Origin of the sequence: Synechococcus sp. A10-1-5-1, from assembly GCF_023115425.1 — a bacterium.
Lineage (GTDB): Bacteria > Cyanobacteriota > Cyanobacteriia > PCC-6307 > Cyanobiaceae > Vulcanococcus.
The window spans coordinates 410,668-422,186 of sequence record NZ_CP096032.1 but is presented as its reverse complement, the minus strand read 5'-3'; the positions used below and the strand labels follow the sequence as shown (position 1 = coordinate 422,186).

Genomic DNA, 11,519 nt, shown 5'->3' with positions numbered 1-11,519 from the left:
GTTGGGCTCACGCTGGCGCTGAGCTCTACTCAGGTGTTTCCTGTCATGGCTCAGCAGGTCTCGCAGCCTGGCTATTCCAAGACCAGCGAGTGTTTCAAGGATGAATATCGGGAGGAGTACGTCCCTGGAACCAAGGACTCCCCTGGCTACGTCAAGAAGTGGAGCGAGAAGGTCGAGATCCCCTGCGACTCCCCGACCGCAGTCGAGGGCACCAGCCAAGACCCGACGTCCTCTAAAAAGGTGGACGACAACAGCTGCATTGAAGGCTCGGTCATCGGTGGCCTTCTGGGTGCTGGCGCTGGAGCAGCCCTCTCCCGTGGCAATGGCCGCTGGATCGGGGTTCCTGTGGGAGCCGCAGCTGGTGCCCTGGTCGGCTGCCGAGTGGACGGCGGCTGACGGCTAAATAGGGTGTGAGAGAGGCAGTGAGCGTGACCCCACCCACCCGATCAAGCAACCACGCAAGAGCGGGTCTCCCCCTCACCTTTGAACAATAGTCATCAGCACCACTCCTTCCTTTCCTCGGGGCTGGGTCGCTGAACCGAACTGATTGAGGCTGTTCTCCACCTTTTGCGGATGGGGAGGACCTCTTAGACCGACGGGGCGTCTCTGGGACAGGGACCACTGAACCTCTGGGCGTAGAACACCAGCGTTTTTTTCTTGGCTAAGGGGGTCCCTCTTCCTTCTCTTGTTGTCCTGCGCTACAGCGCGGGAGCGAAAGTCTGCCTAGGTTCTCGCCATGATTTGGCAGCGGATTCGCTCTCTTCTGTCGTCGTCGCCCCGGCTGGAGCGCGATACCCCGCCGTTGCCCAGCGAAGAGATAACGGTTACTTCTCTGCAGACCATCGCCTTCTGGCGCTATCACGCCCGACTCAGTTTTCACACGCCCCTGACCTACCTCAAGCGAGACGGCGAGGTCCGAAGACAGCATCCGCCCGAGCTCCAACCGATGCAGCGCAGTGGCAAGGGATGCGGCGATTGGATTCCCTATCGATTCGATGGCTTTGTCGCCGTGGCTGAACTCAGCTCCGCTCAGATGGAGTGCTGGACCGCAGAGTCAGGCGTCCAACGTGAGCCGAAGCTCAGGCTTCTCATCCGCTTCCGCGAGATCTTCGAGAGCAAGGTCCTGCACGTGGATCAGAAACTCATGCAGATCTATGCCCTGGTTGATCAGGACGGCGCTCGGTCGGTGGCCTCCAGCCTGATGGGCGAGCACTTTCCAGACGATGTCTTTGTAGCTGAGCTGACCACACTGCGAGGTATTGGCCTTCAAAAAGCACTGCACCTTTGGAATGCCGGTCTTCGGACACCAGCCATGGTTCAAGCCGCCTCAGACGCCGAACTACGCGCGATTCGCGGCATCGGTCCCAAACTCATCGCTCAGATTCGTTCCCAAGCAGTGGCCTGAAGATCAGGGAAAAGAAGGTCGCTGCCTTGCTTCCCTCGCCCAACTCATTGCCAGCAAACCCAAGGGCTTCACGTTGATAGGCGGTTTCGTGCAGCGGGCGCCCTTGGCACTGCGTTTGCGGTTGGTTGGTTTTTTGAGTTCCTGGATCTTGGGTTGGGCCCTTAATTCGTTGTTGAGACGGGGTTGATCTGGGGTCATGGTGAAGTCCCAGTTGTTCTCGAAGACTGCCAGTTCTGCATCAGCTGACAAGGGTCTCACCTGTTTCCAGACTTCAGGGGGTCAGAACAGGATCCGCTCGATGACGCAGCGACTGTTAATTGCCCTCGGCTGCAGCCTGGGCTTGTTGGTCTCACCAGTGCTCGCGGAGATCAATCAACCCTCTTCGGCGGAGTCCCAAGAGCACCTCAGCGATTGGGAGCGCAGGGAGCTGGCCCGCCAGCACCGCAAACGCATGGAAGCCAGACGCTGCATTAGTGATTGGAGGCTCGGTCTCTGCAGTCGCTCTTACCGTTAGGGCTTCCTGAGCGAAGCCGCGGTGGGGGATGTCAGCGTCGTCTCAGTTGCGCTGATCGCGGCGGGGCTCAGTGCGACCTGGCTGGTGCTCTTTTACGGCTTCACGCGGACGACCCGTTACGAGAAGGAGCGCACGCAGATGAATCGCGTGCGCCGGCAAGTCATGAAAGCTCTGGCGGAGCGCCGGCCATAGCCGATTGTTGACAGCTCAGCAAAAGCCGGCTAGTACAGGTGTACTTGCGCCGGGTTGATGCCCCCTGTTGCTTCCCCCTACGCCACGTTTCGGGCTTCCGATTGGGTCTGGCCGGCCGCTTCAGTCGTCACGCCCCCATGCCAGGACACGGTTGGCTCCAAGATTCCGTCACGCTCGCGACCAAGCGCTTCCATCGCGACGAAAAAAGTTGGTCGCAAGACCCGATGGTCTTCGTCGATTCAGGGCGACCTTTTCCAGCTCAGCCCCCTTTGCTCCAGTCCCGTGACCACCTCCACCGAGACCAGGCAATTGAGCTTTGGCGGTCTCTCCTGAGGCGAGGTTGGGTTGAGGTGAGCCCCCAATGGGGCCAGGAGCTCGAGGTTTAGCTCACCTCGAAAGGACCTGCTGGATCCGCTCTTCCAGTTCCACAGCGCTCAGCCCTGTCACCACAAACACCTCTTGGGCGCTGCTTCCCCGTCGCGCGACCACTTTCCATCCACCACGAATCGGAATCGAGACCTTCAAGCGCAGCTCTGGTGCCCGTCCCTTGACCCGCGAGATGACCGCCGGAGTGATCGTGTCGATCTCAGGCTCCCGAATCAACTTCTTGAGGCAGGGAATGAGGCCCTCGAGGTAGGTGCTGTGGGTGATGACCAGCCGTCCCATGTCGAGCACCCTAGAAACTCAGACCCCGTAGCCGGATGCCGTCGCCGCTGCTAAAGATGCTGTCCCCTCGTTTTGCCGCATGGCAGGCCAGCAGGCTCCTGAGTTGCGCGAGCAGCTGCGTCAACGGCTCAGTGACGAGCTCGGTGGCGTCGCACAGTTGGTCAGTGTTGAGCGCAGTTCCGACAAGAGTGTCAAAGGTGTGGCGGTCTGTTCCGGCCGAATCCTGTCCTTCGTTTTGGATGCTGAACAGGAGCGTCTGCGGACGTTGCCGATGTTCGAACTGCTGCAACGGCGTTTCGCCTGATTTCCGTCTTCAGCCCCGTTCGACGGGGGCCATGGTCAGGCCCTCTCCGGCGAGGAGCTGGTGGTACAGCTCTGCCTGCTCCAGAGGCCCACTCCAGACCACAGCAGAACCTTGGGAGTCGATTTGATGGGCCAGCTCCCAAGCACGGTCGGAGTTCATGCCAGGAATGTGTCTCACCAGTACATCCACAACATGCTGGAAGGTGTTGTGGTCGTCGTTGAGAACGATGACCCGACCTGTCGGGTAAGGGGCCCGCACCTGTTGACGCTCCATGACGGCCTGGCCACCTGGCGAGGAGCTGATGGAGCGGATGGGTTGCATCTCGAGACAGCCAACAAATCAGATCCAGTTTGGGTCACAGCCCTGGTTACACTGACTCAAACGCTTGTCGCACAACGATGCTGATCACTGTGGGTTGGGCCGCTCTCGCCGCCGTCTTCACCTTCTCGATCGCCATGGTGGTGTGGGGCCGCAACGGCGACGGCACCATCAACTTCTGAGCTTGAGCTTCGGGTCACTCATCCGTGATTGAGTCAATCAATCTCAACAGTGTGCTGGCGGTGACCTCCGCCGCACTGTTGGTTTTTGTCAGTGGTGGAGTGATCTATCTCTCCACAATTGAATGGCGGGACAGGCGTCGTCGCCAACAACCCGTTCAATCCTCCCGCGCCCGCAAGTGACCGGCGAGCCGGGGGTTTTTGAACCTTGGGCCTGGAAGCGTTCCGTCGAGCTGTTGGTCACAGCTCCGGAGTCATCTGATTCTCAGGATTCTGTCCCCTGGACTCCAGGACTGCTCCAGCCCTTGCGGGCGGCCGTTCGGCTGAATCCCTCAAGCCCAGCTGCCTTGGCTGCGGCTGAGGTCCTGATGGCAACGACCAATGCCGCCAGCCTCCAAGAGCAGGCCGATGCCCTGCGGCAAGAGCTGGTGGGTGAGACGGTGACCTACGTGGTGAACCGAAATCTCAATTTCACCAATCACTGTGTACAGCACTGCAGTTTTTGCGCCTTTCGTCGTGATGCCGGTGCAGCTGGTGCCTACTGGCATGGCCGTGAGCTGCTGCAAGGCAAAGCCTCTGAAGCTGCAGCCCTTGGGGCAACCGAACTCTGTATCCAAGGGGGATTGAATCCGCAGGCCCGGACCAATGGTTCGGCCCTCACTTACTACGCCGAGCTTTTGGAGGCCCTGGCCGAGGCAGCACCTGGCTTGCATCTGCATGCGTTTTCACCCCAGGAGCTCCTGTTCATTGCGGAGCAGGACGGGATTCCCCTGCAGGCCGTGCTTGAGCGGCTTCGCGATGCAGGCTTGGCCTCGATCCCGGGCACCGCTGCTGAGGTTTTGAGTGAAGACGTTCGGCGTCAGCTCTGTCCCGAGAAAATCACGGCCCGGCAGTGGTGTGCCGTGATCCTTCAGTGCCATCGCACCGGACTCCCCAGCACCGCCACCTTGATGGCCGGTCACATTGAGACCAGCCGTGACCGTGCTCTTCATCTCCTCACCCTCGTTGCTCTCCAGCAGGAGGCCGAGCGATCCCAGCAGCGTGGTTTTTCCGAGTTTGTTTTGCTCCCCTTTATTGGCGCTCAAGCACCGGCAGCGTTGCGCCATCGCGTGGGACGGGATCAACCGGATCGAGCTGAGATGCTGCGGCTGACAGCTCAGTGTCGACTGCTGTTAGGGCCATGGTTTCCCAACCACCAGCCCAGCTGGGTCAAGCTCACCTTGTCTGGTGCTGCCGAGGCCCTGCGATGGGGCTGCAATGACCTCGGCGGGACGCTGATGGAGGAGAGCATCACCAGCATGGCCGGAGCCGAGGGGGGCACCTGCCAATCGGTTGAGGCCCTCCGTTCAGCTGCGCTTGAAGTGGGTCGGCCGGTGCGAGAGCGCACCACTCTCTACGGATCCTTGGCTTGATGAAGGGCATGCGCGCCACCCTGGGCCTCACCGCTCTGTTGCTCGCGCTACCGGCCTTGGCCTTGTGTCTGTTCCCCAGGGGATCTGCGCTCGGTCTGGATCGGCTTCTGCTTGAGGCGTCCCTCCTTCAAACCCATCGCTCACGCCCGGCCGATCCACCGCCCTCCCTTTGGATAGACCGCCTTGGTTCCCAAGCTGCTCCACTTTGGTCCGCCCGTCAGCAGCTCTGGTGGCAACTCTGGGGGTCCCATGGTTCATCGGGTGCGGTCCTGGTCCTCGAGGCACCCGCCCTATCTCCCTTACCGGCCCATGCCTTCCGCCATCAGCAGCTGACCTTGGTGGCTCCTAATGCCCTGGTTCGCCAACAACTGCAGGAGCGACTGACCTTGGAGCGCCCGTCGTTGCGCGGCCTGGAGCGCCGCTGCGCGCAGCAACTCAAGCGCAGCGATGCCGTCTATTGGAGTGCTGCGGGTTTGTCGTCATTGCTCGGTCCCCTGGCACCCCTGGCCGGCAGCTTGCAGCAGGGTTGCTTAGCCCTCTCCAGTGAAGGGTCCAGACTTCTCTGGAGTGGTGAGGCTGACTCGGCCCGCGGCAGCTTGGCGGCTGCCCCGCGCTTTGCGCCCAGATCCCGCGCGATTCCCCTTTCAGCCCCATCACTGCTTGAGCTTCAGGGGCCGAAGCTTGAACTCTTGCTCCGTGGCCTGCTCAGCAGTGGAGCTTTAAAGCAGGCTCTGGCTGAGCGCTATGGATTAAAGGCGGAGGCCCTGAAGCGGCTCTCTGATAGTCCCTTTGCGTTGCGACTGGTTGCCGTTGAACGGGGTCCCTTCTTGGCCGGCCTTCAAGTGCAACTCCTCCTGCGGGATGGCCGCTCTTTTTGGACGACACCCCTGGCCTCGTTGGAGCAGGCCCTGAAGGATCAGGGGCTGACCGTGGCGACTGGGTCCGGCGATCAACGCCTCTGGAGCCGGGATGGTGCGGCCCAGGGGGGCTGGCGCTGGCTGTCGGATCGTCAGCTACTGCTGTTCTTGGGGCCAGCTCCACGGGATCTCAAGACCGAAGCTTTGGCATCGGAGCAGGGGTGGTCCCTGCGGATTCGGCCGAAGCAGCTTCAGGCCAAGGGTCTGCTCCCCCCCCTGCTGCCATTGGTTGTTCGCCAAGCCCGGCAGCTGGAGTTCACCGGCATGAGCTCCAGTCCAGGCGAGGGGCAAACGGCCCTCAACGGCGAGCTGAAGCTCTAGTCCGCCGACTCGTGTTCGGCTTCAGCGCGTTCACGGCGACGACGCTCAGCGGCCACGGTCTCCTCCATCAGTTCCACCGCCTGGGTCATCTTTTCGATGTTCCCGGCGTAGAGGCTGAGATCCTTGTCGACCCGCGACTTGATCAAGCCCATCGCTTCGCCAATCTCGTGGGCGGCACTGCGGAGTGCCTGAGGATCAATGGCTTCAGCACCCTGGGCCCGTTGGAGAAGGCTGAGCAGACCGACGGCAACCAGCCTGGAGTAGTGGAAGTCTTCCCTTTGGACACCCTGCAACAAGCCGGCAATCGGAGCAGGGGCACCCTCCCCACGGTTGCTTAGCCAACCTTTGACCTCATCGAGGCTGTGGTGACCGACCTGGGTGGCGGCATCCGCTGCCATTTGACGGAAGGCCTCACCATCGAAACCGTTCGCGCTACAGAGCGCCAGGAAGAGCGGTTCACGTTGAGTGTCGGGCTTGTAGCCGTTGGAGAAGCTGTCGAAGACCTGGGTCAGCCCCACTGCGAACAGCCCATCAGGGTGGAAGCCCTTCTGGTGGCTCAGGAGGTGCAGCTCCACCAGCAACTCGTCCACCAAGCGGCGGTAGAGCGGGGCAATGACGTAGGGGAATGCCTTGTGAAAGGCCCGCTTGCTATCGGCAACGGTGAGGCTCGCACTCACGCTGGAACATCCATCAAGTTGGGGCGACCCTAGCTCGCTGAGAACGCTGAACAGGGCACAACCTCAGTAAGATCCGCCTACCTGCAGAACCTCCCAGTGACCATGATCCCGATCGTGATCGAAGAGTCGGGCCGTGGTGAGCGGGCATTCGATATTTATTCCCGTCTTCTGCGGGAGCGCATCGTCTTTTTAGGCGAGCCGGTGACCTCCGAGTCCGCCAACCGGATCGTGGCCCAGCTGCTGTTTTTGGAGGCAGAGGACCCCGAGAAGGACATCTTCCTCTACATCAATTCCCCGGGTGGCTCCGTCTATGACGGCCTGGGCATCTTCGACACGATGCAGCACATCAAGCCCGACGTGCAGACCGTCTGCGTTGGTCTGGCGGCCTCGATGGGTGCCTTCCTGCTTTGTGCTGGCGCCAAGGGCAAGCGCAGCAGCTTGACCCACTCGCGGATCATGATTCACCAGCCCCTGGGTGGTGCCCAGGGCCAGGCCAGTGACATTCGGATCCAGGCCGATGAAATCCTGTATCTCAAGAAGAAGCTGAACCAGGAACTCTCCGATCGCACTGGCCAGCCCCTGAGCCGCATTGAGGACGACACCGACCGGGACTTCTTTATGTCTCCCGCTGAAGCGGTTGAATACGGCTTGATCGACAAGGTGATCGATAAGCGTCCTGTTCGCCCTGTCTGATCGCCGACAAGAAGAACCATGCCCCGCGGCCGCGGTCAACGCAGCGGAGCGGTGGGCGGCCGTGGCCGACCACCAAGTGAACGCCCAAGCAAACTCTGTCCTGTTTGTCAGCGCCCATTCCAGTGGCGTAAGAAGTGGGCTTCAGTTTGGGAGCAGGTGATTTACTGCTCCGATCGCTGTCGCAATCAGGGTCTAGACAGCAAAAAGCCCGCGGGTTAACCGCGGGCTTTGTTGTGAACTGCTTGGTAGCCCTTAGGCCGAAGCCGTTTCAGCAGTGTTGAGCAGAGGAGAAAAACGCTCCTTCTCAGGGACGGTGGTGAATTCGCTGACGATCGCCCGGAATTCATCGCCATCGAGGCTCTCCTTCTCAATCAGGAGTTCCACGACCCGATCCATGCAGGCCCGGTGCTCGGAGACGAGCTTGACGGTCTCTTCGTAGCAGCTCTGGACGATCTTGCGAACGGAGGCGTCAACACGCGCCGCTGTGGCGTCAGAACCATCGCTACGGGTCATCAGATCACGGCCCAAGAAGACTTCCTGGCTACCTGCATCCAGGGAGCATTGACCTAGATCACTCATGCCGAAGCGCGTGACCATCTGGCGTGCAATGGATGCCACCTGCTGGATATCACCGCCTGCACCGGTGGTGACCTCGGCATAACCGAAGACCACATCCTCTGCGGCGCGGCCGCCCAGGGCACCCATGATGCGGGCGCGCAGTTGTGCACGGCTCACCAGCATCTGCTCCTCATCCGGCGAGAACCAGGTCAGTCCCTGAGCTTGGCCGCGGGGAATCAGGGTGACTTTCTGAACAGGATCGTGGGCTTTGACCAGCGTGCCGACGAGGGCGTGTCCGACCTCGTGGTAAGCGATCAGGCGCTTGCTGCGGCCATCGGTCAGAGGCTTGCCCTCCATCCCGGCAATGATGCGATCGACCGCGTCATCGATTTCGGCGAGGCTGGTGGCCTCCTTCCGGCGACGGGCGGTGAGAATCGCAGCCTCATTGAGCAGGTTGGCTAGGTCGGCGCCCGAGAAGCCAGGGGTCCGTCGTGCGATGGCCTCCAGGCTCACGTCATCGGCGAGTTTCTTGTCGCGGCAGTGGACCTTGAGTACTGCCAGTCGACCCTTGATGTCGGGGACATCGACTTGGACCTGTCGGTCGAAACGGCCCGGACGAAGCAGAGCCGAATCAAGAACATCAGCCCGGTTGGTCGCCGCGATGATGATGATCCCGCTGTTGCCCTCGAAGCCGTCCATTTCGGTCAGCAACTGGTTGAGGGTCTGCTCACGCTCGTCGTTGCCACCACCGACACCTGCACCACGTTGACGGCCGACGGCGTCAATCTCGTCAATGAAGATCAGACAGGGGCTGTTCTCCTTGGCACGCTTGAAAAGGTCACGCACGCGGCTGGCGCCAACGCCGACGAACATCTCCACGAACTCCGAGCCGGAGAGGGAGAAGAACGGAACGCCAGCTTCGCCTGCAATGGCTTTGGCGAGCAAAGTTTTACCCGTACCAGGAGGGCCCACCAGCAGCACGCCTTTGGGGATTTTGGCCCCAACCGAAGTGAACCGTTCAGGGGTCTTCAGGAAGGTCACGACCTCCTGGAGGTCTTGCTTGGCTTCCTCAACACCGGCGACGTCGTCGAACATCACACCGGTTTCAGCCTCCATCAGGAAGCGCGCCTTGGTCTTGCCAAATTGCATGGCCTGACCAGGGCCGCCTGGCATGCCGCCGCCACCACGGCGAGACAGCAGCACTAAACCACCAATCAACAGAAGGGGAAAGAGCAGATTGCCAAGCAGGCCGAGTGCCGGAGGCGCCGTGCGGGGGGGGTGGATGTCAAAGCTGATGCCTTGCTCCTTGAGGTTGTTGACCAACTCAGGGGCGAGACCTGGGAGATCCACCCGGAGACGCTGAACGCGGTTGTCCAGGTCCGGATCAACGGCTTCGACGACGGCGGTCCGACCACCATCGAAGATGTCCACGGCTGTCACACGGCCCGCATCGACGTAGTCAATGAAGCGTCCGTAGCTCATTCGAGCCACGGCAGCGTTGCGGGGGGCAACGGTTGTTCCGGAAGAAGGACTCACCCCACCGAAACCACCGCCCAGCACTTGCCAGCCGAGAAAGACGGCGACGCCAATGGGTAGGACCCAGAGGACGATCGTTCGCCAGCGTTGATTCATGGCCGCCTCAGGTGCAGATCTGAATGTTTAACAAGTGTAAAGCGAGCGAGGCCTGTTCTGGGCAGATCTCAGACGGCGCAGCACTTCATTCCTCTCATTCGAGCTGAAGTTCAGGCCGATTTCGGCCACTCAACCTCGAAATCGGTGGTGAGCTCTTCGGCCATAAAGCGCTCGAGCAGCTCAGGACCACCTAAGGAGTGACTCCAGATCTCGATTTCGGAGGCCGCCGGCGCCTCGAAGCCAAGGATTTCCACTGGAAACACCACGCGCTCCAAGAAAAACTGATCGGGTCCGATGCAGCGAAGGATCACCATCCGATCGCCGCGGTTTTGGTACCCACACTGGAGCTGGTTCAAAACCCTTAAGAATTCAGAGGGCCATTCACGCCGCTTTCTCCGACCTGATTTGTCGTCGATGAGACCTCAAAGGATTTTGCGGTTTCTTCTTTCGATTCTCTAAAGATTGCCTGAAATGGCTTTCCTTCAGAGGCTGCGGAGGGCCGTAATTGGGTCAAGTCGTGCAGCCCGCCGCGCTGGCAGCACCCCAAAGACGAGGCCGATAGTTCCCGAGAGGCCCATGGTCACCAGCACGCTGCTGGTGCCAATTGCTGCGGGTAGCGGGGTGATCGCCGCCACGATCGCAATGGCCGAAAGTCCCAGACCACTCCCGATTAATCCCCCCAGGGTGGAGAGCACCAAGGCTTCTACCAAGAACTGAGTCAGCACGTCACTGCTCCGCGCTCCAATCGCCTTGCGCAGGCCGATTTCAGAGGTTCGCTCACTGACCGAGACCAGCATGATGTTCATGATCCCGATGCCACCAACCAGGAGCGAGATCGCGCCAATGGCGCCCAGCATCAAGGTCAGCCCGCCGGTGATGGTGCTCACGATCGACAGGGCATCTTTTTGGGAGCGAACCGCAAAGTCGTCCTCACGAAGAATGTTGTGTCGTTGCCGCAGCAGGTTCGTGATCTGGAACTTGGCCGCACCGGTGCTGGCCTCATCGACGGCCTCCACGCTGATGAAGTTCAGGCTGACTCCGTAGGTGGGATCGCGGCCCGAGAGTTTGCTGACCATGGTGGTCAAGGGGATGTAGGCGGCTTCGTCTTGGTTCTGCCCGAAGACTGCCCCTTTGGGTGCCATCACCCCGATGACTTCAAAGCCCTGATTGCGTATTCGGATGCGCTGTCCGATCGCTGAACCGGATGGAAGAAGCTTTTGCTTAAGGTCGGGGCCGATGACGACCACGTTCCGGGCCCCATCCATGTCCCGCTGGTCGATGAACCGACCGCGTGCAACCTCAAAGCGCCGAACCGTCAGAAATGCGGGATTGATTCCAGAGACGGTGGCGCTGGCACTTTTTGCTCCCGCTTGCAGAACCGCGCTCAGGGTGATCTGTGGGACAACGCGGCGAACGCTCGGGACCTGCTCGGCGATGGCTTCGGCGTCCTCAAGAACCAAGGTCTTGGGGAAATCAATGCCGCGCCGGCGGCTGTCGTTGTTGCCTGGAACCACGAACAGGACATTGGCCCCAAGCGTGTTCAGCTGACCTTCAGCGAGGTTCTGTGCGCCGCGACCAACGCCTACCAAGGTGATCACGGAAGCATTCCCGATCACGATGCCCAGCATGGTGAGTAGCGAGCGCAGGCGATTAGCCCTGAGGGTGGCCAAGGCCATCCCGACGGTCTCACGCATGGGCAGCTTGGCGGGCATTGCCGGAACGGCCAGCTAA

Annotated in this window: 18 protein-coding genes; 12 read left to right on the top strand and 6 right to left on the bottom strand. The window is 60.8% G+C overall.

All coding sequences use genetic code 11. From position 1 onward, the window contains the following. Positions 1–45 precede the first annotated feature (45 nt). The 5 genes from MY494_RS02240 to MY494_RS02220 all read left to right on the top strand — a co-directional run bounded on the left by MY494_RS02240 (position 46) and on the right by MY494_RS02220 (position 2,497). Positions 46–396 (top strand): glycine zipper 2TM domain-containing protein, encoded by a 351-nt coding sequence (locus MY494_RS02240; protein ID WP_247911110.1) that lies wholly within the window; start codon positions 46–48, stop codon positions 394–396. 340 nt (positions 397–736) lie between these two features. Next, the gene (locus tag MY494_RS02235; RefSeq protein ID WP_247911109.1) at positions 737–1,405 is read left to right on the top strand and encodes a helix-hairpin-helix domain-containing protein; all 669 of its coding nucleotides are present in this window, start codon (positions 737–739) and stop codon (positions 1,403–1,405) included. Between the two features lie 298 nt (positions 1,406–1,703). Next, on the top strand, positions 1,704–1,919 hold the full coding sequence (locus tag MY494_RS02230) for a hypothetical protein (protein ID WP_247911108.1): 216 nt from the start codon (positions 1,704–1,706) through the stop codon (positions 1,917–1,919). Between the two features lie 21 nt (positions 1,920–1,940). Then, positions 1,941–2,111: a hypothetical protein gene (locus MY494_RS02225; RefSeq protein WP_247911107.1), complete on the top strand. Its 171-nt coding sequence runs from the start codon at positions 1,941–1,943 to the stop codon at positions 2,109–2,111. Positions 2,112–2,248: 137 nt separating this feature from the next. Further along, positions 2,249–2,497 (top strand): DUF1651 domain-containing protein, encoded by a 249-nt coding sequence (locus MY494_RS02220; protein WP_247911923.1) that lies wholly within the window; start codon positions 2,249–2,251, stop codon positions 2,495–2,497. 1 nt (position 2,498) lies between these two features. Here MY494_RS02220 and MY494_RS02215 read toward each other — a convergent pair whose 3' ends face one another. Then, on the bottom strand, positions 2,499–2,777 hold the full coding sequence (locus tag MY494_RS02215; RefSeq protein WP_247911106.1) for a DUF2103 domain-containing protein: 279 nt from the start codon (positions 2,775–2,777) through the stop codon (positions 2,499–2,501). 79 nt (positions 2,778–2,856) lie between these two features. Here MY494_RS02215 and MY494_RS02210 point away from each other — a divergent pair, with 79 nt between their 5' ends. Continuing rightward, positions 2,857–3,081, top strand: coding sequence for a hypothetical protein (locus tag MY494_RS02210; protein WP_247911105.1), 225 nt, complete (start codon positions 2,857–2,859; stop codon positions 3,079–3,081). 9 nt (positions 3,082–3,090) lie between these two features. On the opposite strand, the gene clpS is transcribed toward MY494_RS02210, so the two are convergent. Beyond that, complete coding sequence (gene clpS, locus MY494_RS02205; protein ID WP_247911104.1) at positions 3,091–3,402, bottom strand: ATP-dependent Clp protease adapter ClpS; 312 nt, start codon at positions 3,400–3,402, stop codon at positions 3,091–3,093. A 77-nt stretch (positions 3,403–3,479) separates the two neighbouring features. Between clpS and petN the strand changes: the two genes are divergently transcribed. Genes petN through MY494_RS02185 form a run of 4 tightly spaced genes read left to right on the top strand, consistent with a single transcriptional unit; the run spans position 3,480 to position 6,228 of the window. Then, positions 3,480–3,581, top strand: a complete 102-nt coding sequence (gene petN, locus MY494_RS02200) for a cytochrome b6-f complex subunit PetN (protein WP_247911103.1) — start codon at positions 3,480–3,482, stop codon at positions 3,579–3,581. Between the two features lie 24 nt (positions 3,582–3,605). After that, complete coding sequence (locus MY494_RS02195; protein ID WP_247911102.1) at positions 3,606–3,761, top strand: hypothetical protein; 156 nt, start codon at positions 3,606–3,608, stop codon at positions 3,759–3,761. After that, on the top strand, positions 3,758–4,990 hold the full coding sequence (gene cofH, locus MY494_RS02190; RefSeq protein WP_371820656.1) for a 7,8-didemethyl-8-hydroxy-5-deazariboflavin synthase subunit CofH: 1,233 nt from the start codon (positions 3,758–3,760) through the stop codon (positions 4,988–4,990). Before MY494_RS02195 ends, cofH begins: the two co-directional genes overlap by 4 nt. Before the next feature lie 8 nt (positions 4,991–4,998). Further along, complete coding sequence (locus MY494_RS02185; RefSeq protein ID WP_247911100.1) at positions 4,999–6,228, top strand: hypothetical protein; 1,230 nt, start codon at positions 4,999–5,001, stop codon at positions 6,226–6,228. Here MY494_RS02185 and psb29 read toward each other — a convergent pair. Beyond that, positions 6,225–6,905: a photosystem II biogenesis protein Psp29 gene (gene psb29, locus MY494_RS02180; RefSeq protein WP_247911099.1), complete on the bottom strand. Its 681-nt coding sequence runs from the start codon at positions 6,903–6,905 to the stop codon at positions 6,225–6,227. The genes MY494_RS02185 and psb29 overlap by 4 nt on opposite strands. A 102-nt stretch (positions 6,906–7,007) precedes the next feature. On the opposite strand from psb29, the gene clpP reads away from it, so the two are divergent. Further along, positions 7,008–7,598 carry an ATP-dependent Clp endopeptidase proteolytic subunit ClpP gene (gene clpP, locus MY494_RS02175; protein WP_247911922.1) on the top strand — a complete coding sequence of 197 codons (591 nt, stop codon included), beginning with the start codon at positions 7,008–7,010 and terminating at the stop codon, positions 7,596–7,598. Between the two features lie 18 nt (positions 7,599–7,616). After that, positions 7,617–7,817 (top strand): DUF2256 domain-containing protein, encoded by a 201-nt coding sequence (locus tag MY494_RS02170; RefSeq protein WP_247911098.1) that lies wholly within the window; start codon positions 7,617–7,619, stop codon positions 7,815–7,817. A gap of 33 nt (positions 7,818–7,850) precedes the next feature. Here MY494_RS02170 and ftsH read toward each other — a convergent pair whose 3' ends face one another. The 3 genes from ftsH to MY494_RS02155 form a co-directional block, all read right to left on the bottom strand. Next, positions 7,851–9,788, bottom strand: a complete 1,938-nt coding sequence (gene ftsH / locus MY494_RS02165) for an ATP-dependent zinc metalloprotease FtsH (protein WP_247911097.1) — start codon at positions 9,786–9,788, stop codon at positions 7,851–7,853. A 110-nt stretch (positions 9,789–9,898) separates the two neighbouring features. After that, a complete protein-coding gene (locus MY494_RS02160) occupies positions 9,899–10,102 on the bottom strand; it encodes a DUF1830 domain-containing protein (protein WP_247911921.1) in 204 nt (67 codons plus the stop codon). 168 nt (positions 10,103–10,270) lie between these two features. After that, positions 10,271–11,500, bottom strand: a complete 1,230-nt coding sequence (locus MY494_RS02155; RefSeq protein ID WP_247911096.1) for an ABC transporter permease — start codon at positions 11,498–11,500, stop codon at positions 10,271–10,273. Between the last annotated feature and the right edge of the window lie 19 nt (positions 11,501–11,519).

Bases quoted from the DNA above. Each gene is read 5' to 3' on its own strand.
- MY494_RS02160 (WP_247911921.1), bottom strand. From the start codon at position 10,102: ATGGTGATCCTTCGCTGCATCGGACCCGATCAGTTTTTCTTGGAGCGC.
- MY494_RS02235 (WP_247911109.1), top strand. From the start codon at position 737: ATGATTTGGCAGCGGATTCGCTCTCTTCTGTCGTCGTCGCCCCGGCTG.
- MY494_RS02240 (WP_247911110.1), top strand. From the start codon at position 46: ATGGCTCAGCAGGTCTCGCAGCCTGGCTATTCCAAGACCAGCGAGTGT.
- MY494_RS02155 (WP_247911096.1), bottom strand. From the start codon at position 11,500: ATGCCCGCCAAGCTGCCCATGCGTGAGACCGTCGGGATGGCCTTGGCC.
- petN (WP_247911103.1), top strand. From the start codon at position 3,480: ATGCTGATCACTGTGGGTTGGGCCGCTCTCGCCGCCGTCTTCACCTTC.
- MY494_RS02185 (WP_247911100.1), top strand. From the start codon at position 4,999: ATGCGCGCCACCCTGGGCCTCACCGCTCTGTTGCTCGCGCTACCGGCC.
- MY494_RS02230 (WP_247911108.1), top strand. From the start codon at position 1,704: ATGACGCAGCGACTGTTAATTGCCCTCGGCTGCAGCCTGGGCTTGTTG.
- clpS (WP_247911104.1), bottom strand. From the start codon at position 3,402: ATGCAACCCATCCGCTCCATCAGCTCCTCGCCAGGTGGCCAGGCCGTC.
- MY494_RS02210 (WP_247911105.1), top strand. From the start codon at position 2,857: ATGGCAGGCCAGCAGGCTCCTGAGTTGCGCGAGCAGCTGCGTCAACGG.
- MY494_RS02220 (WP_247911923.1), top strand. From the start codon at position 2,249: ATGCCAGGACACGGTTGGCTCCAAGATTCCGTCACGCTCGCGACCAAG.
- ftsH (WP_247911097.1), bottom strand. From the start codon at position 9,788: ATGAATCAACGCTGGCGAACGATCGTCCTCTGGGTCCTACCCATTGGC.
- clpP (WP_247911922.1), top strand. From the start codon at position 7,008: ATGATCCCGATCGTGATCGAAGAGTCGGGCCGTGGTGAGCGGGCATTC.
- MY494_RS02215 (WP_247911106.1), bottom strand. From the start codon at position 2,777: ATGGGACGGCTGGTCATCACCCACAGCACCTACCTCGAGGGCCTCATT.
- MY494_RS02170 (WP_247911098.1), top strand. From the start codon at position 7,617: ATGCCCCGCGGCCGCGGTCAACGCAGCGGAGCGGTGGGCGGCCGTGGC.